The organism is Catenulispora yoronensis, from assembly GCF_039531695.1.
GTDB classification, from domain to species: Bacteria; Actinomycetota; Actinomycetes; order Streptomycetales; family Catenulisporaceae; genus Catenulispora; species Catenulispora yoronensis.
The window spans coordinates 231,840-254,428 of the sequence record NZ_BAAAQN010000004.1; the positions used below are offsets into that span (position 1 = coordinate 231,840).

Annotated in this window: 18 protein-coding genes; 10 read left to right on the forward strand and 8 right to left on the reverse strand. The window is 70.4% G+C overall.

Features of this window, described 5'->3' with window-relative positions; genetic code table 11:
* The first annotated feature begins 67 nt into the window (after positions 1-67).
* Both ABD481_RS05045 and ABD481_RS05050 read left to right on the forward strand, forming a co-directional pair.
* On the forward strand, positions 68-832 hold the full coding sequence (locus ABD481_RS05045; protein ID WP_344664322.1) for an MOSC domain-containing protein: 765 nt from the start codon (positions 68-70) through the stop codon (positions 830-832).
* The gene (locus ABD481_RS05050) at positions 825-1,847 is read left to right on the forward strand and encodes a GNAT family N-acetyltransferase (protein WP_344664323.1); all 1,023 of its coding nucleotides are present in this window, start codon (positions 825-827) and stop codon (positions 1,845-1,847) included. The genes ABD481_RS05045 and ABD481_RS05050 overlap by 8 nt, the downstream gene beginning before the upstream one ends.
* A 60-nt stretch (positions 1,848-1,907) precedes the next feature.
* Here the strand turns inward: ABD481_RS05050 and ABD481_RS05055 are convergent, their stop codons facing one another.
* Together ABD481_RS05055 and ABD481_RS05060 are read right to left on the reverse strand one after the other, a co-directional pair.
* Positions 1,908-2,111, reverse strand: a complete 204-nt coding sequence (locus tag ABD481_RS05055) for a DUF6186 family protein (protein ID WP_344664324.1) — start codon at positions 2,109-2,111, stop codon at positions 1,908-1,910.
* Positions 2,108-2,578 (reverse strand): hypothetical protein, encoded by a 471-nt coding sequence (locus tag ABD481_RS05060; protein ID WP_344664325.1) that lies wholly within the window; start codon positions 2,576-2,578, stop codon positions 2,108-2,110. The genes ABD481_RS05055 and ABD481_RS05060 overlap by 4 nt, the downstream gene beginning before the upstream one ends.
* Positions 2,579-2,799: 221 nt before the next feature.
* Here ABD481_RS05060 and ABD481_RS05065 point away from each other — a divergent pair, with 221 nt between their 5' ends.
* The gene (locus ABD481_RS05065) at positions 2,800-3,573 is read left to right on the forward strand and encodes an NRDE family protein (RefSeq protein WP_344664326.1); all 774 of its coding nucleotides are present in this window, start codon (positions 2,800-2,802) and stop codon (positions 3,571-3,573) included.
* Positions 3,574-3,706: 133 nt separating this feature from the next.
* On the opposite strand, the gene ABD481_RS05070 is transcribed toward ABD481_RS05065, so the two are convergent.
* Positions 3,707-6,151 (reverse strand): penicillin acylase family protein, encoded by a 2,445-nt coding sequence (locus ABD481_RS05070; protein WP_344664327.1) that lies wholly within the window; start codon positions 6,149-6,151, stop codon positions 3,707-3,709.
* A gap of 195 nt (positions 6,152-6,346) precedes the next feature.
* Here ABD481_RS05070 and ABD481_RS05075 point away from each other — a divergent pair, with 195 nt between their 5' ends.
* Positions 6,347-7,603, forward strand: coding sequence for a CaiB/BaiF CoA transferase family protein (locus tag ABD481_RS05075; protein WP_344664328.1), 1,257 nt, complete (start codon positions 6,347-6,349; stop codon positions 7,601-7,603).
* A 79-nt stretch (positions 7,604-7,682) separates the two neighbouring features.
* Here ABD481_RS05075 and ABD481_RS05080 read toward each other — a convergent pair whose 3' ends face one another.
* Both ABD481_RS05080 and ABD481_RS05085 read right to left on the reverse strand, forming a co-directional pair.
* Positions 7,683-8,810 carry a DUF695 domain-containing protein gene (locus ABD481_RS05080; RefSeq protein WP_344664329.1) on the reverse strand — a complete coding sequence of 376 codons (1,128 nt, stop codon included), beginning with the start codon at positions 8,808-8,810 and terminating at the stop codon, positions 7,683-7,685.
* Positions 8,811-8,842: 32 nt separating this feature from the next.
* A complete protein-coding gene (locus ABD481_RS05085) occupies positions 8,843-10,465 on the reverse strand; it encodes a M1 family metallopeptidase (protein WP_344664330.1) in 1,623 nt (540 codons plus the stop codon).
* Between the two features lie 163 nt (positions 10,466-10,628).
* Here ABD481_RS05085 and ABD481_RS05090 point away from each other — a divergent pair, with 163 nt between their 5' ends.
* Entirely contained in the window at positions 10,629-11,852 is a 1,224-nt protein-coding gene (locus ABD481_RS05090) for a bifunctional alpha/beta hydrolase/OsmC family protein (RefSeq protein ID WP_344664331.1), read from the forward strand.
* Between the two features lie 72 nt (positions 11,853-11,924).
* Here ABD481_RS05090 and ABD481_RS05095 read toward each other — a convergent pair whose 3' ends face one another.
* Positions 11,925-12,842, reverse strand: a complete 918-nt coding sequence (locus ABD481_RS05095) for a polysaccharide deacetylase family protein (RefSeq protein WP_344664332.1) — start codon at positions 12,840-12,842, stop codon at positions 11,925-11,927.
* Between the two features lie 232 nt (positions 12,843-13,074).
* A complete protein-coding gene (locus ABD481_RS05100) occupies positions 13,075-13,842 on the reverse strand; it encodes a TetR family transcriptional regulator (protein ID WP_344664333.1) in 768 nt (255 codons plus the stop codon).
* A gap of 152 nt (positions 13,843-13,994) precedes the next feature.
* Here ABD481_RS05100 and ABD481_RS05105 point away from each other — a divergent pair, with 152 nt between their 5' ends.
* Positions 13,995-15,209, forward strand: a complete 1,215-nt coding sequence (locus tag ABD481_RS05105; protein ID WP_344664334.1) for an acyl-CoA dehydrogenase family protein — start codon at positions 13,995-13,997, stop codon at positions 15,207-15,209.
* 120 nt (positions 15,210-15,329) lie between these two features.
* Here ABD481_RS05105 and ABD481_RS05110 read toward each other — a convergent pair whose 3' ends face one another.
* The gene (locus ABD481_RS05110; protein ID WP_344664335.1) at positions 15,330-16,400 is read right to left on the reverse strand and encodes a tyrosine-type recombinase/integrase; all 1,071 of its coding nucleotides are present in this window, start codon (positions 16,398-16,400) and stop codon (positions 15,330-15,332) included.
* Between the two features lie 94 nt (positions 16,401-16,494).
* On the opposite strand from ABD481_RS05110, the gene ABD481_RS05115 reads away from it, so the two are divergent.
* The 4 genes from ABD481_RS05115 to ABD481_RS05130 all read left to right on the forward strand — a co-directional run bounded on the left by ABD481_RS05115 (position 16,495) and on the right by ABD481_RS05130 (position 22,361).
* Positions 16,495-17,169, forward strand: a complete 675-nt coding sequence (locus ABD481_RS05115) for an O-methyltransferase (RefSeq protein ID WP_344664336.1) — start codon at positions 16,495-16,497, stop codon at positions 17,167-17,169.
* 711 nt (positions 17,170-17,880) lie between these two features.
* The gene (locus tag ABD481_RS05120; protein ID WP_344664393.1) at positions 17,881-18,291 is read left to right on the forward strand and encodes a VOC family protein; all 411 of its coding nucleotides are present in this window, start codon (positions 17,881-17,883) and stop codon (positions 18,289-18,291) included.
* A gap of 311 nt (positions 18,292-18,602) precedes the next feature.
* Positions 18,603-18,989: a hypothetical protein gene (locus ABD481_RS05125; protein ID WP_344664337.1), complete on the forward strand. Its 387-nt coding sequence runs from the start codon at positions 18,603-18,605 to the stop codon at positions 18,987-18,989.
* An 840-nt stretch (positions 18,990-19,829) separates the two neighbouring features.
* A complete protein-coding gene (locus ABD481_RS05130) occupies positions 19,830-22,361 on the forward strand; it encodes a glycosyl hydrolase family 18 protein (protein ID WP_425559115.1) in 2,532 nt (843 codons plus the stop codon).
* The last annotated feature ends 228 nt before the right edge of the window (positions 22,362-22,589 follow it).

Here is a 22,589-nt window from a genome sequence, read left to right on the forward strand (position 1 = left end):
TCCTGCCTTTCCGGGCGCGCCGATAATTCCTCGCCGTCCCCGGCACCGCGCTGGCTACGCTGGGCCCATGACTTCCGGATCTTTCCAGGTGGTGGGCTCGGTGGCCACGCTGTGGCGCTACCCGGTGAAATCGATGCGGGGCGAGCGGCCGGCCAGCGCCGCCGTGGACCGGCGCGGCCTGGTCGGGGACCGGCTGTGGGCGGTGTGGGACGCCGAGGGCCGGTTCGGGTCGTGCAAAGACTCGCGGCGGTTCCGGCGCATGGACGGGCTGCTGGACTTCGGCACCGCCTACCCCGACGATCCGGTCGAGGCCGCGGACTGCGAACCACAGCTGGTGGCGCCGGACGGGACCCGATACCCGGTGCCGTCAGCGGCCGCGGACAGCGCCGTGCGGGCGCATCTGCGGCGCGGCGACGTGCGGCTGGCCCCCGAAGGCGACACGCCGCACCACGACGCCGCGCCGCTGCACCTGGTGTCCACCGCCACGCTGGACTGGTACCGGCAGGCGCTGGAGGACGTGCCCACCGACGAGCGGCGGCTGCGCCCAAACCTGGTCGTGCGGCTGCCCGGCGCGGCAGCGTTCGCCGAGGACGGCTGGGCCGGCCGGCGCCTGCGCATCGGCCAAGGCCCCGGCGCGGTGCTGGCCCGGTGGGCGAAGACCACCGAGCGGTGCCGGACGTTGAACGTCGCCCAGGACGACCTGCCCTACACCTCACGAGGACTGAAATCCCTGGCCGGACGCGACCTGAACCTGGGCGTGTACCTGGAAGTGCTGGAAGGCGGACGAGTCCACGTGGGCGACCCGATCGCGGTGGAGGCCGACCATGGCTGAGACAAGCACCGGGACCGGAACCACCGGCCGGAACCAGCCGCTCGGCGACACCGAACTACGGCTGATGCAGCGGCTGGCCCAGCAGATCACCGCCACCGACCTGGAACTCGTCAACAGCGACGCCACCTACGGGGAACTGGCCTGGAACTGGGGCCGGGCCCACCGTGCCGAGAGCGGCAGCTGGCGACACCGGCTGTGGTTCGACGGCACCGACGGTACCGACCGCACCGACCTCATCGCCTGGGCCTGGGCGGCACTGCCCCGCGAAGTCCCCCGCGCCGACGGCACCGTCCGCGACTACACCGACGCCTACCTGACCTACCAGATCCACCCCGACCACAACACCCTGATCGACGACGTCATCGGCTGGTACGAACAGACCGCCGCCGGTGTGCGGCGCACCCTGGTGACACAGGCCGCCGACCAGGTCGCACAAGCCCGCTGGGCCGCCCACGGCTACACCCCCGAATCCGACAGCACCGACGACAGCACCTCCGACAGCAGCGCCGACGACGGCGACTGGACCCAGCTGAACACCCGAGACCTGGAGGACATCGAAACCCCGGACCTGCCCGACGGATTCGCGTTCACCACCGCCGCCGACGCCGGACCCGGCGCCACCGTGCGGGCCCACCTGGCCGCCTGGCCGGCCTCCACCATGACCGACGACGCCTACCAAGGCCTGCTCCAAGCCCCCGGCTACCGGCCCGACCTGCACCTGCTGATCCAGGCCCCCGACGGCACCATGGCCGCCTCGGCCGTCATGTGGCTCGACCCGGCCAACGCCACCGTCGAGTTCGAACCCGTCGGCACCCACCCCGGGTTCCGCCGCCTGGGCCTGGGCCGCGCACTGGTGCTGCACGGCCTGCACACGGCGCGCGCCGCCGGTGCCTCGCATGCCACGGTCGCGTGTCTGGGTGCGCCGGCGCATCCCAAGGCACGGGGGTTGTATTACAGCGTCGGGTTCCGGTACTTCTCCCGGGATGTTCTGCTGGCCAAGGCCGCCGTGCAGTGACGGCGGCAGCAACCGTTGGGGGGATGGCCGGGTACGGGCGGGTGCGGGTCGGAACAGGGGTCAGGATCGGGACAGGAAGTGGAACCCGAGCCACCACCACACGAACAGGATCCCGAGCCGTCCCCATTTCTCCCGCATCACGAATCCGATGAGCTGGGAGAAGGTGGGGATGCGGCTGCCGGGGCGGCGGGCGAACGCTTCCACGGTCAGGCAGGCCAGGCCGACCACGACGTAGCCGAGGATGGTGATGACGCGGCTGCTCATCGGCGCACCACCCAGACTCCGACGGCCAGCCACAGGGCGTAGCCGGCGGCGCGGGCGAACGGCGGGTCGATGAGCGGGCCCATCAGGATCGACAGGGTCGGGTGGGCCGGGGTGGAGCCGCGCACGGCCGCGTACAGCTCCCAGATGCCGAACACGACGGCGACGGCGGCCCACGGCAGGGCGCCTTTGCCGTCGATGTGGTCGGGGGCGGGGAAGTGGGGGGTGGCGGGGCGCATCGCGTACCAGACCAGGGCGGCGCCGGGCAGCAGGGTGGCCAGTTCGGCGGGGGCGGTGAGGCGGCGCAGGCTGCCGGCGATGAGGGCGTAGCCGGTGCCGACCAGCAGCCAGGTGATCATGGCGTGGGTGGGGCGGGTCGGGTGCAGGGGGGTCGGCGCGTCGGCGGGGTACGCGGCCGGGTTGCCGGAGGATTCGGCCTTGCGGCCCACCGGCAGAGAGTCCTGCGTCATCGCGGCTTCCGCTCCTTGCTCGTGCGTCGCCGGGGTCCAAGGGGGCACCTCGGCGTGGTTCCGCCCACATCTGTGGAATCGGCGTACCCGGATCGGCAGGAAACCACACCCTGCCGCGGCCCTGATAGCTCAGTGTGATCGCCGCAGCTTGTCCGGGTCGGTGCGGGTTGCCGGCAGGACCACCGTTCGACCGGGTCGGTGCCGAGTGCTGTGATGGGGGTGTGTGCACCGCGATCGTGGACGTCGATCCCTCCTCAGCCGTTCCGGTCCTGCTGGCCGGTATCCGTGACGAGTTCCACGACCGGTCCTGGGTCGGGCCGGGCCGGCACTGGCCCCGGGAGTATCCGGGGGTGGTCGGCGGGCAGGACCTGCTGGCGTCGGGCACGTGGCTGGCGGCCGACCCGCCGGCGGTGCGGGCCGCGACGGTGTTGAACGGCTGGGGTGTGCTGGCGCCGCAGTCGGCGCGGCTGTCGCGGGGCGATCTGGCGTTGCGGTTCGCCGCCGGCGGCGCGGAGGCGGTGGCCGATCTGCCGCTGGCGCGGTACGACCCGTTCCTGCTGGTGTGCGCGACCGTCGAGGAGGTGTTCCTGCTGTCCTGGGACGGCCGCCGCCCGGCACGTCGGGTGCTGGGGCCGGGCCTGCACCTGGTGGTGAACAGCGGCCTGGAAGGTGCGGACTCCGACGAGGGCCCGGGCGTGGAGCAGATGGCGGCGCGGATCAAGTACTTCCGTCCGCAGCTGGCGGCGGCGCCGCGGCCCGAGCCGGTGGGCGGCGTGTCGACGCGGCAGGCGTGGGGCCCGTGGCTGCCGCTGGTCGACGGCGCCGGCTTGGACTCCTCCGACGAGCGCGCACTGCTGGTGCGGCGGCCGCTGGGCGAGCGGACGTGGGGCACCACGTCGGTGTCGCTGGTGGGTCTGCGCCGCGACGGGCTGCGGTACGACTTCAACGCCGAGCCCGGGGACCCGGACGGGTGGACGGCCGTCGTCGACGACTGATGGCTGACGGCTGATAGCTGATGGCTGGCGACTGGTAGCTGGCGGCTGGCGAAAAAGACCGTCGGGTCTTGTCCGCGCGCGCAGCTCACGTACGCGCGGACAAGACCCGAACCTGTGTGCGTCCCGGCGGCTCCTACCGCCGCAGGTTCGTCACCTGCAACGCCGGCGAGGCGGCGATGTCGGCGGCGCTGAACCGGTCGGTGACCCAGCGGCCGTGGGAGAACAGCGCGCTCTGGTCGGCGTAGTGCGGCGAGGCCGGGTTCGCCGACTCCGAGTACGTCAGCAGCGTGTTGGCCTTCGGCCCCGCCGGGGTCATCTCCACCGCCATGATGAACGTCGAGCCCTCCGCGTAGTTGGCGTCGGAGGCGTCGATGCCGCCGTTCTGGCCGGAGGTCGGCGTGGCGGACATGACGTTGAAGCAGCCTTCCTCATCGGCGCAGCCGTGCAGCGGCACCCCGTCCCAGCGGCGCGCCTGCCCCGGGGAGGCGTTCAGCGGCAGCTCGGACTCGGCCGCGGCCTGCACCGTGTCGGCGAGCGCCGTGGCCACCAGCGGCTTGCCGGTGTCGATGCCGCGCGGGGTGGACAGCGGCTGGTGCGGGTCGTACGGCACCCGCCAGAACGAGCCGGCGCGGTCGTCGTACTCCAGCAGCCGTGTGAAGAACGCGCCCCACAGCACCTGGCCGTGGCTGTCGACGCGGCCGTGGCCGTCCCATCCGGCCAGGGCCGTGCAGGCGGCGCGGACGTCGATGCTGGAGCCGTCGGAGGCGGTCAGGGTCGGGCGGGTGCGGCACAGTGCGAGGATGTCGGCCAGGCCGATCTGGGCGCTGCGGTCGGCGTCGTCGAGCATCAGGGTGCGCAGGGTCGGCAGGGTGAACCCGGCCGGGCCCAGGCCGTCGGTGCCGGCGAGCCGGCCGGCGATCATTCGCAGGCCCAGTTGCGGCCGCAGTTCCAGCTGGGTTTCGCGGCCGTTGTACACGGCCGGGTAGCCGGTCAGGGGCGCGGCGGGGTTGGTCAGGGCCGGGGTGTTGTTGGAGTTGGCGACGTAGTCCCGGCGGGTCAGTTTCGGTTGGTTCGCCGGGCCGAACAGCCCCGGGGTGACGGCGTCGGTGTCGCGGCCCCAGGCGCAGGCGGCGGCCGAGCCGTTCAGCAGCGGCAGCGTCATTCCCGGCGGCGGCGCGACGGTGCAGGAGGCCAGTTGGGCGTCGGTGACGTGCGGCATCACCGAGGAGTCGGTGTAGTACACCGAGCCGCTGGTGTCGGCGGCCAGGGTGTAGACCCACGGCGCGCCCTGGTAGCGGCGTTGCGCGGCTTGCAGCGCGCTGATGCTTTGGGCGCGGTCCATGGCCAGCCACTGGTCCATGGAGCGCAGGTTGTCGGCGTTGGCGTCGCGGACGGTCAGTGCCGAGGCGGTGCTCCAGCCCGCGGACAGTACCGGGCCGTAGCGGGTGTTGTAGAGGGTTTTGGTGACGGTGCTGGTGGTGCCGTCGGCGCCGAGGACCTGGACCGGTATCTGCCGGACGGTCATCTTCTCGGGGCGGCCGTCGACGAGGTAGCTGGTGGGGTCGCCGGGTACGAGCTGCATCTGGTAGATGCTCATGTGCAGGGCGTCGGTGGCGGTGTGGGTCCAGGCCAGGTTCTGGGTGTGGCCCATCTGCACCACCGGGGTGCCGTACAGGGAGGCGCCGGTGACGTCCAGGACGCCGGGGATGGTCAGCTGCACCTGGTAGAGGCGGGCGTCGCCGATGAACGGCAGGTGGGGGTTGACCAGCACCATGCTGTCGCCGGCGGCGGTGGCTTTGGCGCCCAGGGCCCAGCCGTTGCTGCCGCGACGGCCGGACTGGATGTTGGCCAGCGGGGCGGCGAGCGCCGAGATCGGGGTGCGCGCGGTCGCCGAAGCGGCCGCCGAGCCGGGGGCGGCGGTGGCAGGGGTTGCGGGGGCGGGGGTTGCGGGGGCGGGGTTCGCGGCCGGGGGTGCGGCGGTGGTGATCAGTTGCCGCAGTGCGGAGATGCCGGGGGCCTGGTTGATGTCCAGGATGTTGGTCCACACGTCCTCGGCGGTGATCGGCCGCACCCACGGCTGGCCCTGGCAGGTCGGGTCGGGCAGGTGTGCCACGCCGACGTCTTTGAGGTACCGGTTGAATCCGGCGGTGTAGCCGTCGACCATCTGCCGCAGTTCGGCCGAGGGGCCGACCGGGGCCGGGGCGGCGAGGATGTGCGCGATGGTGCCGGTGCGGCGCAGCGCCTGGAAGTAGGTGTCGCTGTCCAGGTTGGTGGAGGGGTTCAGGCCGTCGTTGCTCCACGTGTCGGGCCCGAAGACCGCTGAGCGCTGTCCCCGCAAGGTCAGGACCCGGTCGGCCATCTGGCAGGCGTTGTCCTGGGCGAAGGCGTATCCGTAGCCGTATCCGAGGTCGGTGTAGGTGTGGGCGAGGATGTGCGGGACACCGTATTCGGTGCGGCGGATCTGTGCGCCGTCGCTGCCGGGTCTGCCTTGTCCGGAGGCGGAGGCCCCGGGCAGGGTGACGGCAACCAGGCCGGCGCACAGGGCGCCCACTATTGCGGTTCTCGTGTTCCATCTCACGGTCCTGACGATCCCAGCCGGAAGGTATCGTCCACATCGCCCCGCAGGGGGACCTGATTGGCCCCGGGGTGTACTACCAACGGGGGAAGGGCGGGGGCGACGAAGGTTCTGGGCGGCGGGCGGCGAACCGCTGTGACCTGCGTGATAGCCGTGCTGTATCGACGATCGAGGCGGTGCGTGCCACCCTGATCATCCATGACCGCCGTGCATCCCGCCGACCCTGCCGACGACCCCACCGATCCCGATCCCGCCGATCCCGCTACCGCTGCTGGCACTGGCGCTAGCACCGGCACTGGCGCCGGCGACCTGGCCGCCGACGCGTCCGAGGCCGGGCCGCTGGCCGGCCTGCTCGTGATCGACCTGACCCGGGTGCTGGCCGGCCCGTTCGCCACGATGATCATGGCTGATCTGGGGGCGCGCGTCATCAAGGTCGAGCATCCGGCCACCGGCGACGACTCCCGCCGTTACGGTCCGTTCGCCGCCGACGGACGCTCCATGTACTTCGCGCGGGTCAACCGTGGCAAGCAGTCCTTGGCCGTGGACCTGAAGAAGAACCCCGAGCAGGTCGCGGCGCTGGCCGAGCGGGCCGACGTGCTGGTGGAGAACTTCCGTCCCGGTGTCATGGACCGTCTGGGCCTGGGGCCGGCGCAGCTGCGGGCGCGTAATCCGCGGCTGGTGTACGCCTCGGTGTCCGGGTACGGCGCGACCGGACCGCGTTCGGGCGAGCCCGCCTACGACGCGGTCATCCAGGCCCGCAGCGGTCTGATGTCGGTGACCGGTGAGCCGGACGGGCCGCCGGTGAAGGCCGGCGCGTCGGTGTCGGATCTGTCGGCCGGCGTCTACACCTTCGGCGCGGTCATGGCGGCGCTGGTGGGTCGCGGGATCCATGGCCGCGGCACGCATGTCGACATCTCCATGTTCGACGCCACGGTGTCGTTCTTGGAGGGCAATGCCCTGGCGTGGCTGGCCGACCGTACGGTGCCGCACCGTATCGGCTCGCACCATCCGAACATCGCGCCGTTCGGCGCGTTCGCCGCCGCCGACGGGCAGATCGTGGTGTGTGTGGGCAACGACGCGTTGTTCGCGGCGTTCGCCGCCGCGCTGGGCGCCCCGGAGCTGGCGGGCCGGCCGGAGTTCGCCGAGAACGGTGCCCGCTCGGCCAACCGCGTGGTGCTGACGGCCGTCATCGAGGAGCTGCTGGCCGCGGACACGTGTGCGGGCTGGCTGGCGCGGCTGGAGGCGGCGAAGGTGCCGTGCGCGCCGGTCAACGACATCGGGCAGGCGATGACCGATCCGCAGACCGAGGCCCGGCGGATGCGGATCACCGCCGGGGGGCTGGAGCTGCCCGGGCAGGTGGTGAAGATGGACGGCTATCCCGACCCGCTGCGGCGGCCGGGGGCTCCGGGGCTGGACGAGCACGGGGACGTGATCCGGGCCGAGTTCGGGCTCTGATCGAACATGGACAGTCTGTTCAGAACCGGGACAGCCTGTTCAGAACAGGGACAGTCTGTTCAGAACAGGGACGGTGTGTTCAGAACAGGAACGGCTGGACCGCGCTCCACGCCGGATCGTGCTCGGTGTGGATCGTGACCGTTCCTTCGGGCCAGCCGTGCTGCCAGGCGCCGATCCGGGCGGCGACGTCGGTGTGCGGGTCGGTGTAGTAGTGGAACACGCGCTGGCCGTCGCAGCTCACCGCGACCAGCAGCTGCCCGTCGGGGCCGACGAGGTCGGCGAGCGCCTGGTCGAAGTCGTTCATGCGCTGTGCGGACTGCCCGGTCTGGAGCCGTGAGGCGTTCATGGTGGTGTAGGGGACTGTGACGGCGATGTGGTCGTCGAGCAGCGGGTGGTCGACCGGGCTGATCGGGGTCTGGATGATCGCGGTGAGCGGCATGCCGCGGACTTGCGCGCTCACCAGTGCGTAGGCGCGGGGGTGTTTTTCGGCGAATGCCGCGACGGCTGCGGGCAGCTCCGCGATCGGGACGGTGTTGTTCTCGCCGGTGCGGTCCGTGGCGCGGTCGCCGGTGCGGTCCGCGGGTTTCGCGGTGGCGGTAACGTTCCCGATCCAGCGTTGGACGTCGGCTTCGCCCAAGGCCCAGTCCAGCGCCAGGTAGGCGGCGGCGGTGGCGTCGTCGAGGTCTTCGAACTGCTCGTTGCGGACGGTGAGGTGCAGCCGCGGCACTTGTTCGTCCTGCGTGATCGTCACGGTGGTCCGCGCCAGTACGATCCCGGTCTCGGCGGGGCCGTGGACCAGGCGGCGGGACAGGGCCGCCGGGTCGGGTTGGCGGGTGGCGTGGAACTGCCAGCCGTCGGTGTCCGGCGGGGCTGCCAGCAGCCAGCGGGCGGCTGCTGAGCGTGCCTCGGCGTGGCCGCCGGGGGTGACGGTGAGCTCGAAGACGTCCGGGCCCTGGGAGCTGCTCTGGGAGCCGTCGCGGCGGCGGCTGAGCTCCCATTGCAGGCCCGGGTGGATGCGCCGCACCGCCTCGGTCAGGGCGGTGCCGTGGGTGCCGCTGTCGCCGTCGGCGAGCGCCGCCTGGATGGCGGGCCGAGTGTCGGCCCACCAGGTCCAGAAGTCGTCGATGGCGCGGGCCTGCGCTTGCGCCTGCTGCGACGTTGCCGCCGCTGGTGTTTCCGTCTTCTTCTTCGCTCCGGGCCACCGCATGCACGGATCTTCTCAGACCGCGGGGCGGGCTGTCAGACCGTGGTGCCGCCGCTGCCGTCGGCCTTGATCGTCGGGGTGGTCGGCGAGTCCAGCCAGGCGTTGATGTAGGCGCTGAAGTCCTTGCCGGTGTCGGCCTTCACGAACGCGATGAACGCCGCCCGGTCCTGGTTGGTGCCTTTGTTCTTGTGCGCCCAGTCGTTCAGCAGCTGGTAGAACGCTTTGTCGCCGAGGGCGTCGTGCAGGCCGTTGAGCATCAGCGCCGGGCAGTAGTACACGTTGGTGGAGGCGAAGTGGGTGGGTTTGAAGTGGCCGGGCGGGCCGTCCTGCTGCCGCAGGCTCTGGTCGACGGGCAGCACGTGGGTGGTCATGAAGTCGTCCAGGGTCCCGGCGCCGCCGGCGGCGTGGGCCACGTCCCACATGAACTGCGAGTACATGGCGAAGCCCTCGTTGAGCCACAGCCCGGACCAGGTGGTCGGGGTGACCGCGTCGCCGAACCACTGGTGGGCGAACTCGTGCAGCAGGTCGTCGACGGGCAGCCGGGTGGACAGCGTGATCATGGTCTGGGTCTCCATGCCGACGCGGTCGGGGCGGAACAGCACTCCGGCGGTCGGGAACGGGTAGGGCCCGTACCGCTGCTCCAGGAACGTGATCACTTCCGGGACGGCGGCGATGAGCTGGTGGGCCGCGGCGGCGTCGGCCGGCAGGTACCAGTAGGTCAGCGGCAGCCCGTGCGGCCCGGTCGCGGTCTCCTCCTGGAACCGGTCCACGGAGAACGCCACCAGGTACGTCGACACCGGGTCGGGCTGGTGCCATTTGTAGACGCCGGAGCCGTTGGCCTCGGTGCGGCCCTGGAACGTGCCGCCGGTGACGCCGGCCCAGCCGTCCGGGGCGGTGATCGTCACGTCGTACAGCGCTTTGTCCGACGGCTGGTCGTTGCACGGGAACCAGGTGAACGCCCCATACGGCTCCTGCTGCGCCCACACCCCGCCGCTGGCGGTGACCTGCGCGCCCACGCCGGGTATGTCCGGGCGGGTCATCGGCGGCGGCACCAGCTGCGGGGTGCCGTGGTAGGCGATGACGACGCTGGCGGTGCCGCCGGCCGGCAGCTGCTTGCCGACGGGCACGGTGAGCCGGTCCCCGGCGTGGGCGGCGGCCGCCGCGGCGCCGTCGACCTGCACCGAGTCCGAGGTCATGGTGCCGGCCAGGTCCAGCACGAAGCGGTCGGTGGGCTGCGCGGCGCGGATGGTGAGCGTCGCGGTGCCGGTGAGCATCTTCGCGGCGGGGTCCCAGTGCAGGTCCAGGCCGTAGTGCAGGACGTCGGTCGCGGGGTCGCCGTACTGGGGGTAGACGTCGTCGACGACCGGGTGCGAGGCACCGGTCGCCGGATCGACCGCGCCGCCGGGGGGCGCCGCGGCGCTCGCCGAGGGTGTGGCCGTGGGGGCGTCGGCCGACGGCGCGGCCGAGCTGGGTGTGCCCGCGCCACCGGGGGCCGCGGGGGTGCGGGCGCCGGACGGGGTCGTGGAGTGCGTCTGGCCGGCGGCAGCGCCCATCACGGTGCCGGTGCTGCTGCACGCGGCGGTGAGCGCCACTGCCACCGACAGTGCGAGCGCTGCGGCGGCGGCGCGCCGAATCCGATGTCTGTCTTGCGTCCCCACCCTTGAGTCCCTCCCCGAGCCCATGCGTGTGCGCCCCTACAATCCCAGCCCGGCCTGCCTGAGCACCAGAGCCACCGGGGACCTGTGGCCGCAATCGGACAATCCCCGCCGGGCCTCTACGATCTACCCAGAGCACCGGTCGCACACCACGGGAGGGCCCGCGATGCCCGCGTCACAGAAGATCACCTTCACTGGCGGCGCCGGTGAGGCGCTCGCGGCCCGGCTGGAGCTGCCCGACGGGCCGCCGAAGGCCTACGCGGTGTTCGCGCACTGTTTCACCTGCGGCAAGGACAGCGTGGCCGCGGCCCGGATCTCCCGGGCGCTGACCGACCACGGCCTGGCGGTGCTGCGGTTCGACTTCACCGGCCTGGGGCAGTCCGACGGCGATTTCGGCAACGCCGGGTTCGGCGCCAACATCGAGGACCTGGTCGCGGCCGCGGAGTACCTGCGGGCCGAGCACGGCGCGCCGCAGCTGCTGATCGGGCATTCCCTCGGCGGCGCGGCGGTGCTGGCGGCGCGGCACCGGATCCCGCAGGTGCGGGCGGTGGCCACGATCGGCGCCCCGGCCGACCCGGCGCACGTCGAGCACCTGATCGGCCATGCCCGGCCGGAGATCGAGCGGGAGGGGCAGGCGACGGTGCGGCTGGGCGGGCGGGACTTCTGCATCCGCCGCGGGTTCCTCCAGGACATCTCCGCGCAGCGGCAGGCCGCCCGGATCGGGGACCTGGGCGCGGCGCTGATGGTGATGCACTCCCCGCAGGACGACGTCGTCGGGGTCGACAACGCGCGGATGATCTTCGACGCGGCGCGGCATCCGAAATCGTTCGTGTCGTTGGACGGCGCCGATCATCTGCTGACGCGGCGTGCCGACGCCGAGTACGCGGCGGCGGTGCTGGCCGCGTGGGCTTCGCGGTATTTGGTGACGGCCGAGGAAACCCCGGCGCCGGAGGCGGGGGCCGCAGTCCCGGAGGGCACGGTCCGCGTCGCCGAAGCCGGCGGCCACTACCCGCAGACCGTCACCGCCGGCACCCACAGTCTCGTCGTCGACGAACCGGCACCACTGGGCACGGACACCGGACCGAACCCGTATGACCTGCTGCTGGCCGCCCTGGGCGCCTGCACCTCGATCACCCTTCGCATGTACGCCGACCGCAAAGGCTGGCCCCTGGAACAGATCGCCGTCACCCTGCGCCACGACCGCGTCCACGCCAAGGACTGCGAAGACTGCGACACCACGCAGGGCCACGTCGACCGGATCAGCCGCCACCTGGAACTCACCGGCCCGCTGGAGGCCGAACAGCGGACCCGGCTGCTGGAGATCGCCGACATGTGCCCGGTGCACCGAACCCTGACCGGTGAGACCGTCATCCGCACCGAACTGCTCTGAAGCGCAGAGACCGGGCGGCGCGCGCCGCCCGGCGAACCTCAGAGCCGGACGGACCTCAGGGTTGGACGGACCTCACGGCTGGACGAAGTGGTACCCGGCCGCCAGCAGCTGCGGCAGGAACTTCGCCAGCGCCGCCACGGTCTGGGACCGGTCGCCGCCGCCGTCGTGCTCCAGGATGATCGAGCCGGTGTGGGTGTGGCCCAGGACCGTGGACACGATGTGGTCGGTGCCAGGCCGGGACCAGTCGCGCGGGTCCACCGACCAGTCCAGCGGCCGCAGCCCCAGCTTGGCGCAGGTGTCGAACACCGCCGGGGACCAGGCGCCGCCGGGAGCGCGGAAGAACGTCGGCGGCTTGGCCCCGGCCTTGGTCAGGGTGTCGGTGGTGCGTTCGATCTCGGCGCGGATCGCGCCGGCGTCGAGCTTGGACAGGTCGGGATGGGTGTAGGTGTGGTTGGCGACCAGGTGCCCGGCGGCGGTGACCTCGGCGACCAGCGAGGCGTGCTTGGCGGCGTTGCCGCCGATCATGCAGAACGTCGCCGGGATCTTGTACTGCGCCAGCAACGCCAGCACCTGCGCGGTGTACTTCGCCGAGGGGCCGTCGTCGATGGTGAGCGCGATGGCCTTGTCGCCCTCGTGGACGTAGTACTGCGGCTTGCCCGCCGCCGGCGCCGGATCGATGCCGGTGGCACCGGGGGGCGGGGTGTTGTCCGGCGGCGGGGAATCGTTGCTGTGGGAGTCCCCGGGGGCGGTGGAGGTGTCCGCGCCCGGATCACCGCCGGGGAACGGCGCACCGCCGTTGCGGGCCTGCGGAGCGGTCGGGCCGGTACCGCTGCCGCCGGCCACCGACGGCTTGGACTTGTCGGCACAGCCGCTCAGCAACAGCACACCGCCGACGCCCAACAGCAGCCGGCGGGACACGCGGTCGTCGCCCGCGCCCGGCAGGCGCGCGCCGCGTGGATGGTTCTGAGGATCAAGACCCGAAACGCTCACGCCTTCAGGACGCATCGCGGTTGCGCGGGGTTGATTGCGTAACAGTCGTGTGACGTAGCAATTTTCGCAGCGCAGGTCAGGCCGGGTGTGGGTTCAGAACTGGGACTCAGACGTTACGCAGAGGGCGGGGGTCGGAGGCGGCGTGGGGCTGCGCGATTCGGAGGGCTGCCCGATTCGGAGGGCGGTGTGTTCGCGGGGCGGTGTGTTCCGGGGGCGGGCGGCGTGTTCGGGGTCAGCGTGCTTCGTCGCCGGTGTCCTCGGGGGTCCGGCCGGGACGGGTGCGGGCGTAGGCGCCGTCGAGCAGGTCGGCCAGGTGCAGGGTGAGGGCGGCGCGGTCGAACGGCTGCTCGTCGAGCCACCAGTCGCTGGCGGCCTGGACCATGCCGACGATGCCGTGGGCCCAGGCCTGGGCGCGGGGCCACTGCGGTTCGGGCAGTCCGAGTTCGGCGGCGATCCCGGCGGCCAGGGCGTCGCCCAGACGGCGCTGGAACCGGGCGACACGGTCCCGGACCTGCGGCTCCTCGGCCTGGGCGCGGTGCACCAGGAACCGGTACAGCGCGGGGTTGCCCTCGACCAGGCCCAGCCAGGCGTCGATGGCGGCCTCGGTGCGTCGGCGGCGGGTCCCGGGCCGGGTGAGGGCTTCGCGCAGCCGGGCCAGCAGGGTCTCGATGTGCCGGTCGGCCAGGGCGACGTACAGGCCGGCTTTGTCGCCGAAGTGCCGGTACAGGATCGGCTTGGTGATGCCGGCCTCGGCGGCGATGGCGTTCATGGACGCGGCCGGCCCGTCGCGCAGGACGACGCGTTCGGCGGCGTCGAGCAGTTCGGTGCGGGTGCGCGGGCCGCGGCGGCGTCGGGTGTCGGCGTCGGCGGAGGTGTGGGCTGGGCTTTGGGCGGAACTGTGGGCAGGGCTCTGGGCGGGGCTGCTTTGGGCTGGACTGCGTGTGGGGCTGTGGGCGGGGCTGCTCTGGGCGGGGCTGTGGGGTGCACTGTCGTTCACCATGGGGTGCCTGCCTGTCCTTCCCTGGGGCCGGGGCCGCCGCCGTCGCGCGCCTTGACAGAAGTTACCGCCGGTAACACACTAGCGGCGACCGAGGTTACCCGTCGGTAGCCGCTGTTGGCGAGCTCCGGACGACGAAGGACAGTGAAGAGACGATGACCGGGTTCTCCCTGGAACTGACCGAGGACCAGATCGAGCTGCGGGACTGGATCCACGGCTTCGCCGCCGACGTCATCCGGCCGGCCGCCGCCGAGTGGGACGAGCGGGAGGAGACGCCGTGGCCGATCCTTCAGGAGGCCGCCAAGGCCGGCCTGTACTCGCTCGACTTCTACGCCAACCAGTGGTTCGACGAGTCGGGCCTGGGGATCCCGATCGCCATGGAGGAGATGTTCTGGGGCGACGCCGGTATCGGCCTGGCCCTGTCCGGCACCGGCCTGGCGGCGGTGTCGGTGGTCTCCAACGGCACCCCGGACCAGGTCGGCGAGTGGGTTCCGCAGATGTTCGGCACCGCTGACGACGTCAAGCTCGGCGCGTTCTGCTCCTCCGAGCCCGACGCCGGCAGCGATGTCGCGGCGATGCGGACCCGCGCGGTGTACGACGAGGCCAAGGACGAGTGGGTGCTCACCGGCACCAAGACCTGGGCCACCAACGGCGGCATCGCCAACGTCCACGTCATCGTCGCCACCGTCGACCCGGCCCTGGGCTCGCGCGGCCACGCCTCGTTCATCGTGCCGCCGGGCACGAAGGGGCTGAGCCAGGGGCAGAAGTTCAAGAAGCACGGGATCCGGGCCTCGCACACCGCCGAGGTGATCCTCGACGAGGTGCGGATCCCGGGCTCGTGCCTGCTGGGCGGGAAGGAGAAGCTGGACGCGCGGCTGGCGCGCGCCCGCGAGGGGGTTTCCTCGCGGGGGAACGCCTCGATGGCGACGTTCGAGGCGTCCCGTCCGGCGGTGGGCGCTATGGCGGTGGGTATTGCGCGCGCGGCGTATGAGTACGCCCTGGAGTACGCCAAGACGCGCGAGCAGTTCGGTAAGGCGATCGTGGAGAACCAGGCCGTGGCGTTCATGCTGGCCGACATGAAGACCGCGGTGGACGCCTCGCGACTGCTCGTGTGGCGGGCGGCGTGGATGGCGCGCAACGGGAAGTCGTTCGATTCGGCCGAGGGGTCGATGTCGAAGCTGTTCGCGTCGGAGACGTGCAAGAAGGTGACGGCGGACGCGATCCAGATCCTCGGCGGGAACGGGTTCACGCGGGAGTACCCGGTGGAGCGGATGCACCGGGACTCGGCGATTTACACGATCTTCGAGGGGACCAGTGAGATTCAGCGGCTGGTGATCGCGCGGACGATCTCAGGGGCCGCTATCCGCTAGCGCCGCGCTGCGGCTATCTCTGCGTCGGTCTCTGTGTTGGTCTCTGCGTCTGCTGCGCGCTCTACCTCTATGCGTTCTGCGCTCACTATGCGTTCTGCTTCTGCGCGCTCCACTCACTACTCACTGCGCGAGTGGCGAACGCTGTAGTGCTTCGGCCGCGGCGCTCGCCGAGGGGTCCAGATACACCGAGGTGGTGCCGACGTCGGAGTGGCCGAGGATGTCGGCGACGGTGCCCACGTCGGCACCGGCCTGGCGCAGCAGCACGGTGGCGGCGGTGTGCCGCAGGCCGTGCGGCGTCACCGCGCGCCGCAGCTCCGCCGGCATCTGCTTGACGCGGCGCTCGACCATGCGCTGCACGTCGCGGGCCGTCATCCGGCGGCCGCGGATCGTGACGAGCAGCGCGCGGGCGGCGTCGGCACGGTCGGGTTCGGAATCGCCGGCCGGGGGAGCGGGGCGCTCGTGCTGCTGGTAGCGCTCCAGCAGCTCCACCAGCGTGGCCGACAGCGGGACGTCGCGGCTGCGGCCGCCTTTGCCGTTGCGGATCCGCAGCACCGGCCCGCCGGTGAGCTCGTGGCGGCGCACGTCGTCGAGGTTGGCCGCGCACAGCTCCGCCACGCGCGGACCGGTCTCGGTGAGCAGCCGCAGAATCGCCTCGTCGCGAACCGTCAGCTGCTGATCGGCGCGCAACTCCTTGGTCGCCGACCATGCCTGCGGCGTCTCCTGCAAGGCTTGGGCCTGCTCGACGGTGAGGCCCAGGCGCGCGCCGGCGGCGCGGGTGGGGACGCGGACGCGGGAGACCCGCGGCATGGGGTCGGCGCGGATGTAGCCCTGGTCGGCGGCCCAGGCGAACAGGCCCCGCACGGCGGCGGTCCAGCGGGCGCGGGCCTGGAGTCCGCGTCCGGGCGTGTTCTCCCCGCCGGGGCCGGCTTTGCGGGTGCGGGTGTAGCGGCGGTCGGGGGCGTTGGCGATACGGACGAGCGCGTATTCGATGTCCTCGGCCTCGACGTCGTCCAGGACCTTGTCCGGGCCGAGCAGGATCGCGGCCTCGGTGAGGTCGCGGGCGTAGGCGTCGCGGGTGGCGGGGGACAGGGCCCCGGTCGCCACGCGCAGGTGCAGGGCGTCGCGGTAGCAGCGGACGGCTTCGGCGACGGTGACGGGGGTGAAAGTCTTCGGGGCGGCCACCTGCCCCATGGAATCAGAAGGCGGGGACAGTGGCGTGATCCACACCCTGACATCACATCACCGGTCCGATCTTCAGGCCCCGTCCCCGCGTATCGTCGGCACCATGACCCGAGTCTCGATCCACTTGGACGACACGCTGCAACGCTACGTCGTCGACCACACCACCGCCTTGGACGCCGCCCAAAGCGCCCTGGTCACCCGCACCGCAGCCCTCGGCGACCCCTCCGGCATGCAGATCGGCGCCGAACAAGCCCAACTCCTGACCCTGCTGACCCGCCTGACCGGCGCCCGCCAAGCCGTCGAAGTAGGCACCTTCACCGGCTTCTCAGCCATCGCCATCGCCCGCGGCCTGGCCCCCGGCGGCAAACTCCTGTGCTGCGACATCAGCGAGGAATGGACCACCATCGCCCGCCAAGCCTGGCAAGAAGCCGGCGTCAGCGACCGCATCGACCTCCGCCTGGCCCCCGCCGCCGAAACCCTCAACGCCCTCCCGCAAGAAGAACACATCGACTTCGCCTTCATCGACGCGGACAAGGAGTCGTACTGGACCTACTACAGCGCGATCCTGCCACGCCTCCGCCCCGGGGGAGTGATCGCGGTGGACAACGTCCTATGGAGCGGCCGCGTAGCCGAATCCGCCAACGACGACACCGGAGCTGACGCGGGCGGCAACACACAGGCCCTGCGGGAGTTCAACGACAAGGTGGTCAGGGACGAGCGGGTCGATGTGGTGATGCTGCCGGTCGGGGATGGGGTTTCCCTGATTTACAAGCGGTAGCGGGTCGTCGGCGGCATGAATGTGCATCAGGACGCGTAATCAGTATTACACGACGTGGCTATGGCGGGTTGGGAAGGGGTGATGGGGCGCGGGTCGGGCGCGGGATGGGTTGAACAGGTGGCGGCAGCTGGGTGGATTGGTGCGCTGAGCTGGTGCTGAGCTGGCTGGAGCCTGGAGAGGCTTGACTGAGCGGCTGCGGGTGATGCGGCGGTTCTTGATCGCCCGCAGCCGGCGCTCGCCGGTTCGCACGCGTAATCCGAGTGGTCGGTTAGTTGGGTACGGCCTTGCCGCTTGGCGGCGGCGTGCGCCGGCCAGACCGCGGGTGGGTGGGCGGCGTATGGGTTCTACGGGTGGTTCAAAGAGGCTCGGGATGCCTTCTGATACCCCTGCGGAACCCCTCTCGGATCCACTGTTGCGACTGCCCGATAATGTACATTATGTAAAGCTGAATACCTGCTCGCGACGATCACACTCGACCTTCCGGCGCACACCAAGACCGTCCGGGTCCACCTGGAAGCCCTCTGCGAGGCAACCGGACGCTCGGCGGAGAGCCTGTGCTGGGGTGAGTACATAGCCCGGCGCTTCGGGCTCCGTGGACAGCGGGCCGCTGTCCGCAAGCAGCCGCGAAGAGTTCTTCGATCTGGAGCCGCAGACTGATAAACCCCCAACGTGCTCGCCGGGCTTTCCGGGAACAGGATTGGAGTGCTCCTGATGGCATCACTGAAGGATGTCGTGTTCGACAGCCACCACCCTGCGTCCATCGCCAGGTTCTGGTCGAACGCGTTGGACGAATATGAGATCGCACCCTACGACGAGGCCGAACTGGCTCGACTTCGTGAAATGGGTATCGACGACCCGGAGGACGACCCCTCAGTGCTCCTTCAGCGCGTCGACGGCCGCGGTCCGCGCATCTTCTTCCAGAAAATCCCCGAGAGTAAGACCACGAAGAATCGAGTCCACCTCGATCTCAAGGCCGACGACGCGGATGCCGAGGTCACCCGGCTCATCGCCCTCGGAGCCAGCGTCTCGGCCGACCACGGGCACCTGGTCACGATGCTCGACCCTGAGGGCAACGAGTTCTGCGTTCTTCGAGCACGTGACTCTGCCGCCGCGCACGACTGAACGAGTACGAGAGAAAACGCAATCGGGGTCAAACTAGAGAAGACCCACGTCGAGATCTTCGCGCTCGGGGCAGGTCGGAGGAAACGACAGCGGCATCGTTGCACCGACAAGTTCTTATCGATGCAGCTCGCAACCTCGTGACCGAGTCGTTTTGGAGAAGACAGGACAGTTGCTCAGCCAGGTCCAGGAAACCGGGCCGCAGCTACTGTTCCCCGGCGCTGACCCGGTGCCTCCTCCCCGACGCACTCCCCCGCGTCGCGCCAGCCAGGCTAGCTCTATCAACACCGCCGGAATCCCCGTATATTGCGCGGATGGGGATACGAGAACGGATCGGGTCGAAGCAGGCGCTGCTGGTCGTCGCTGGCCTGGTAGCCGCAGGTGTCGGGCTCTGGATCGGCCGCGCACTCCCGACGGACACCGCGACCCCGCAGGTTCTCCAGGGCACGGTCTCGATCGTCGGGACCAACGGCGACGAGTTCGCCGTCGCCCTCGAGGGAGGCCAGGCGGGAACCAGCTTCGGGCTCGGGTCGGTGCCGTGGAAGGACGCCAACAACAGCTGGCACGACAGCGGTCCGATCGACTGCCTCAAGCCTCTATCCAAGGGTCAGCACGTCAGGTTCGGCGTCGTTCACGTGAAGGATCCTGCCTTCGGAACCGAACTCGTCGCCTGGGTCGACTGCTCGAACGGGGCGAGCTGACCAAGCCCGGACCACAGCAGTGCTTTGAGGAGCCGTCGCCTTTCTAAGGCTTCGACGTCGACCCGCGACCCGGCATGTTGACGCTAATCTTCATACCTTCAACCGTTCCAGTTTCAGGAAGTCCACATGCCTCGCCGATCACCGGGCGAGATCAGAAGCCAGCTGCCTCTGCGGAACTCAGGGCATGTACGGCGGACTGTCATCCAAGGCCTGTCCGCCTCCGCCAACAGGCAGATCGCTCAGTTCGAGCGTGAACGGCAGCTTTCCCGAGGGGACGTCGCAGGCGCGTTCCTTCGTTGGGAACGCCGAGCAACACGCCCCCACAACAGCATGCGATGGCACTACAGGCATTCCGAGGTCTCTACCGAGCACATCCGTGCGCTGCTTGAGACCGTCCTGTGGAACCTTCGGCCTCGTGCGCGGCGAGAGCTTCTTGCGGTGCTGGCGCCGGTCGACACGCGAATCCTCGGGCGGACCGTCAACGACCCGTTCGCCCCTCGATTCCTGCCTTGGTGGCAACGCCGCCTTGAAATCTGAACCCATCGGCCTGTCCTGAGTCGATGCGCCTTGCGGCTGAGCCGGTCCTCCCCCGCCCGCCGAAGCCGCGCATCCGCTCCCGCCGCCCCCTGGCCCCCCCTCCCCCACCAAACCACCCCACCGCACCCCACCCAAGCTGATCTTTGTCAGAACTTTGTCAGAACAAGTCGTCCGACAGGTCTTCCCGCGATGGCAGGTGGGCCCTACCATCCCCCACAACTGATAGGAAACTTTCCTAAAAGAAAGGGTCTCCGTGTGCGCCGATCAGTAGTGGCCCTCCTGTCCCTCGCCCTCTTCGTGGCCATGGCCATGGCGTCGACACCCGCGCGGGCCGCCGGCAGGCTCGTGGCGGTGTTCAGCCTGTCCGGCAGTCAGGGCAAGTTCGTGGTGAGCAATCCCGGTACGGCCGCCGTCAACGGGTGGTCGATCGTGTTCACGCTGCCGTCGGGGGTGACGGCTTCCAGTCCGCAGAACGCCACCATCAGCCAGAACGGCACTGAGGTGACGCTCAATCCGGCCTTCTACATCAAGAACCTGGCGGCTGGGAAGAACACCGAGCCGTACAGCCCGACGTTCACGTTGAGTTCGGCTGTGCAGCCGGTGACGTGCACGATCAGCGGTGCCGCTTGTGATGGCAGTGGTGCTCCTCCGCCGCCGCCGGCCGCGGTGTCGGCTGTGTACCAGGTCAGCGGTACCAGTGCTTCGTATGTCATCAGCAACAATCAGACGACGGCGCTCAGCGGCTGGTCGGTCGTGTTCACGTTGCCTGCCGGGGTCACGGCGAGCAACGCGGCCAATGGCTCGATCGCGCAGAGCGGGAACACCGTCACGTTGAGCCCGGCCTACTACAACACCACCATCGCGGCGGGCGGGTCGACCGATCCGTACAGTCCGACGTTCACCGTCAGCCAGTCCGGTGCCAAGCCGACCAGTTGCCGGGTCAACGACGTCAACTGCGACGGGTCGGCTGACGCGCCGCCCGGCGCGCCCGGTAACCTGCGTGCCGCGGCGGTCACCACCAAGGCTGTGACGTTGGCGTGGGATGCCGCGGTGCCGGGCAGTCTGCCGATCACCTCGTACGACGTCTACAACGGCGCCACGCTGGCCGCTTCGGTGGACGGCACCGCCACCTCCGCCACTGTGGCCGGTCTGACTCCGAACACCAGCTACACGTTCACCGTCAAGGCCAAGGACCGCAAGGGCAACCCGTCGGCGGCGAGCGCCCCGGTCACGGTCAAGACCAACAATCCGGCCGATGACACCATCCCGCCGTCGGTCCCGGCCGGGCTGCACAGCACCGGCGTGACTTCTTCCACGGTCGCGTTGGCGTGGACCGCCTCGACCGACAACAAGGGCGTGGCCAACTACGACGTGCTCGTCAACGGGCAGGTGGCGACCACGGTCATCGGCACCACGGCGACCGTCACCGGCCTGTCGCCGTCGACGCAGTACAGCTTCACCGTGGTGGCCCGGGACCTGTACGACAACGTCTCGGCCGCGAGCACGGCGGTCACCGCCACTACCGGCGACATCGTGCAGAACGGCTACGCCCGGGTCGGGTACTTCGTCCAGTGGGGCATCTACGGGCGGCAGTACTTCGTCAACAACCTCGTCACCACCGGCAACGCGGCCAAGCTCACGCACCTGAACTACGCGTTCGCCAACATCGACCCGCAGAACCTGACCTGTCTGCAGGGTGTCACCAAGGGCACCACGGCGAATCCGGAGGATCCGAGCCAGGGTGACGGGGCCGGCGACGCCGACGCCGACTACGCCCGCCCGATGAGCGCCGCGCAGTCGGTCGACGGCCAGGCCGACACCGGCTGGGAGCCGCTGCGGGGCAACTTCAACCAGCTCAAGAAGCTGAAGGCCAAGTACCCGAACCTCAAGGTGCTGATCTCGATCGGCGGCTGGACCTATTCCAAGTACTTCTCCGACGTGGCGGCCACCGACGCGTCCCGGAAGAAGTTCGTCGCCTCCTGCATCGACACCTACATCAAGGGCAACCTGCCCGCCTACAGCAGTGCCGGCGGCCCGGGTTCGGCCGCGGGCATCTTCGACGGCATCGACATCGACTGGGAGTGGCCGGGCTCCGACGGGCACCCGGGCAACCATGTCAGCGCCAACGACAAGGCGAACCTCGCCCTGCTGCTCGCCGAGTTCCGCAAGGAGCTGGACGACCTGACCAAGAGCACCGGCAGTGAGCGCTACGAGCTGACGGCGTTCACCCCGGCCGACCCGGCGAAGATCTCGGCCGGCTGGGACCTGCCGAACACGGCGAAGTCGCTGGACATCTTCAACATCCAGGGTTACGACTTCCACGGTGCCGGCAGCGACAACTCCTGGGAGCCGAACCGGACCGGCCACGCCGGCAACCTGTACGCGGACCCGAACGACCCGTACAGCTTCCACTTCAGCGTGGAGAACGCGGTCAACGCCTACCTGCAGGGCGGGGTCAATCCGCGCAAGCTCACCATCGGCCTGGCGTACTACGGCCGCGGCTGGCAGAACGTGGCCGATGGCGGCAAGCTCGGCGTGTGGCAGGCGGCGAACGGCGCGGCGCCGGGGCAGTTCGCCGAGGAGGCGGGTACTCGCGGGTATTCCAACCTGATCGCCTCGGTCCCGAATTGCACGATCCACCATGACACGGTCGCTGTCGCCACGTTCTGTTTCACCGGCGACAACGGCCAGTGGTGGTCGTTCGACGACACGTGGTCGATTGCTCAGAAGACTGCGTGGCTCAAGAGCAAGGGTCTGCTGGGTGCGATGATCTGGGAGATGTCCGGTGACACCGGCACCCTGACCACCGCGCTGGACACAGGCCTGAAGCCCTGAGCAGGGCTGGAGTCCTGAGTAGGTCTGAGTAGTGCTGAGTAGTGCTGGAGGCTTGGGAAGCTTCGAGGCCCTGGAGAGCTTCGAAGTCCCGAAGTCCTGATGTCCTGAAGTAGCTCGCTGGTTGTGCGGGTCCGCGGTCCGCCGCGGTTCCCGCACAACCAGCAGCCAATGCCCGGGAATGTGCTTTACAACAAATGCGCCGCCGAGTGGACTACCGCTGGTCCGGGC

Excerpts from the sequence above, each read along its gene's own strand:
- ABD481_RS05045 (WP_344664322.1), top strand. The coding sequence starts at position 68 with ATGACTTCCGGATCTTTCCAGGTGGTGGGCTCGGTGGCCACGCTGTGG.
- ABD481_RS05050 (WP_344664323.1), top strand. The coding sequence starts at position 825 with ATGGCTGAGACAAGCACCGGGACCGGAACCACCGGCCGGAACCAGCCG.
- ABD481_RS05055 (WP_344664324.1), bottom strand. The coding sequence starts at position 2,111 with ATGAGCAGCCGCGTCATCACCATCCTCGGCTACGTCGTGGTCGGCCTG.
- ABD481_RS05060 (WP_344664325.1), bottom strand. The coding sequence starts at position 2,578 with ATGACGCAGGACTCTCTGCCGGTGGGCCGCAAGGCCGAATCCTCCGGC.
- ABD481_RS05075 (WP_344664328.1), top strand. The coding sequence starts at position 6,347 with ATGACCGCCGTGCATCCCGCCGACCCTGCCGACGACCCCACCGATCCC.
- ABD481_RS05080 (WP_344664329.1), bottom strand. The coding sequence starts at position 8,810 with ATGCGGTGGCCCGGAGCGAAGAAGAAGACGGAAACACCAGCGGCGGCA.
- ABD481_RS05090 (WP_344664331.1), top strand. The coding sequence starts at position 10,629 with ATGCCCGCGTCACAGAAGATCACCTTCACTGGCGGCGCCGGTGAGGCG.
- ABD481_RS05100 (WP_344664333.1), bottom strand. The coding sequence starts at position 13,842 with ATGGTGAACGACAGTGCACCCCACAGCCCCGCCCAGAGCAGCCCCGCC.
- ABD481_RS05105 (WP_344664334.1), top strand. The coding sequence starts at position 13,995 with ATGACCGGGTTCTCCCTGGAACTGACCGAGGACCAGATCGAGCTGCGG.
- ABD481_RS05110 (WP_344664335.1), bottom strand. The coding sequence starts at position 16,400 with ATGGGGCAGGTGGCCGCCCCGAAGACTTTCACCCCCGTCACCGTCGCC.
- ABD481_RS05115 (WP_344664336.1), top strand. The coding sequence starts at position 16,495 with ATGACCCGAGTCTCGATCCACTTGGACGACACGCTGCAACGCTACGTC.
- ABD481_RS05120 (WP_344664393.1), top strand. The coding sequence starts at position 17,881 with ATGGCATCACTGAAGGATGTCGTGTTCGACAGCCACCACCCTGCGTCC.
- ABD481_RS05125 (WP_344664337.1), top strand. The coding sequence starts at position 18,603 with ATGGGGATACGAGAACGGATCGGGTCGAAGCAGGCGCTGCTGGTCGTC.
- ABD481_RS05130 (WP_425559115.1), top strand. The coding sequence starts at position 19,830 with ATGGCCATGGCGTCGACACCCGCGCGGGCCGCCGGCAGGCTCGTGGCG.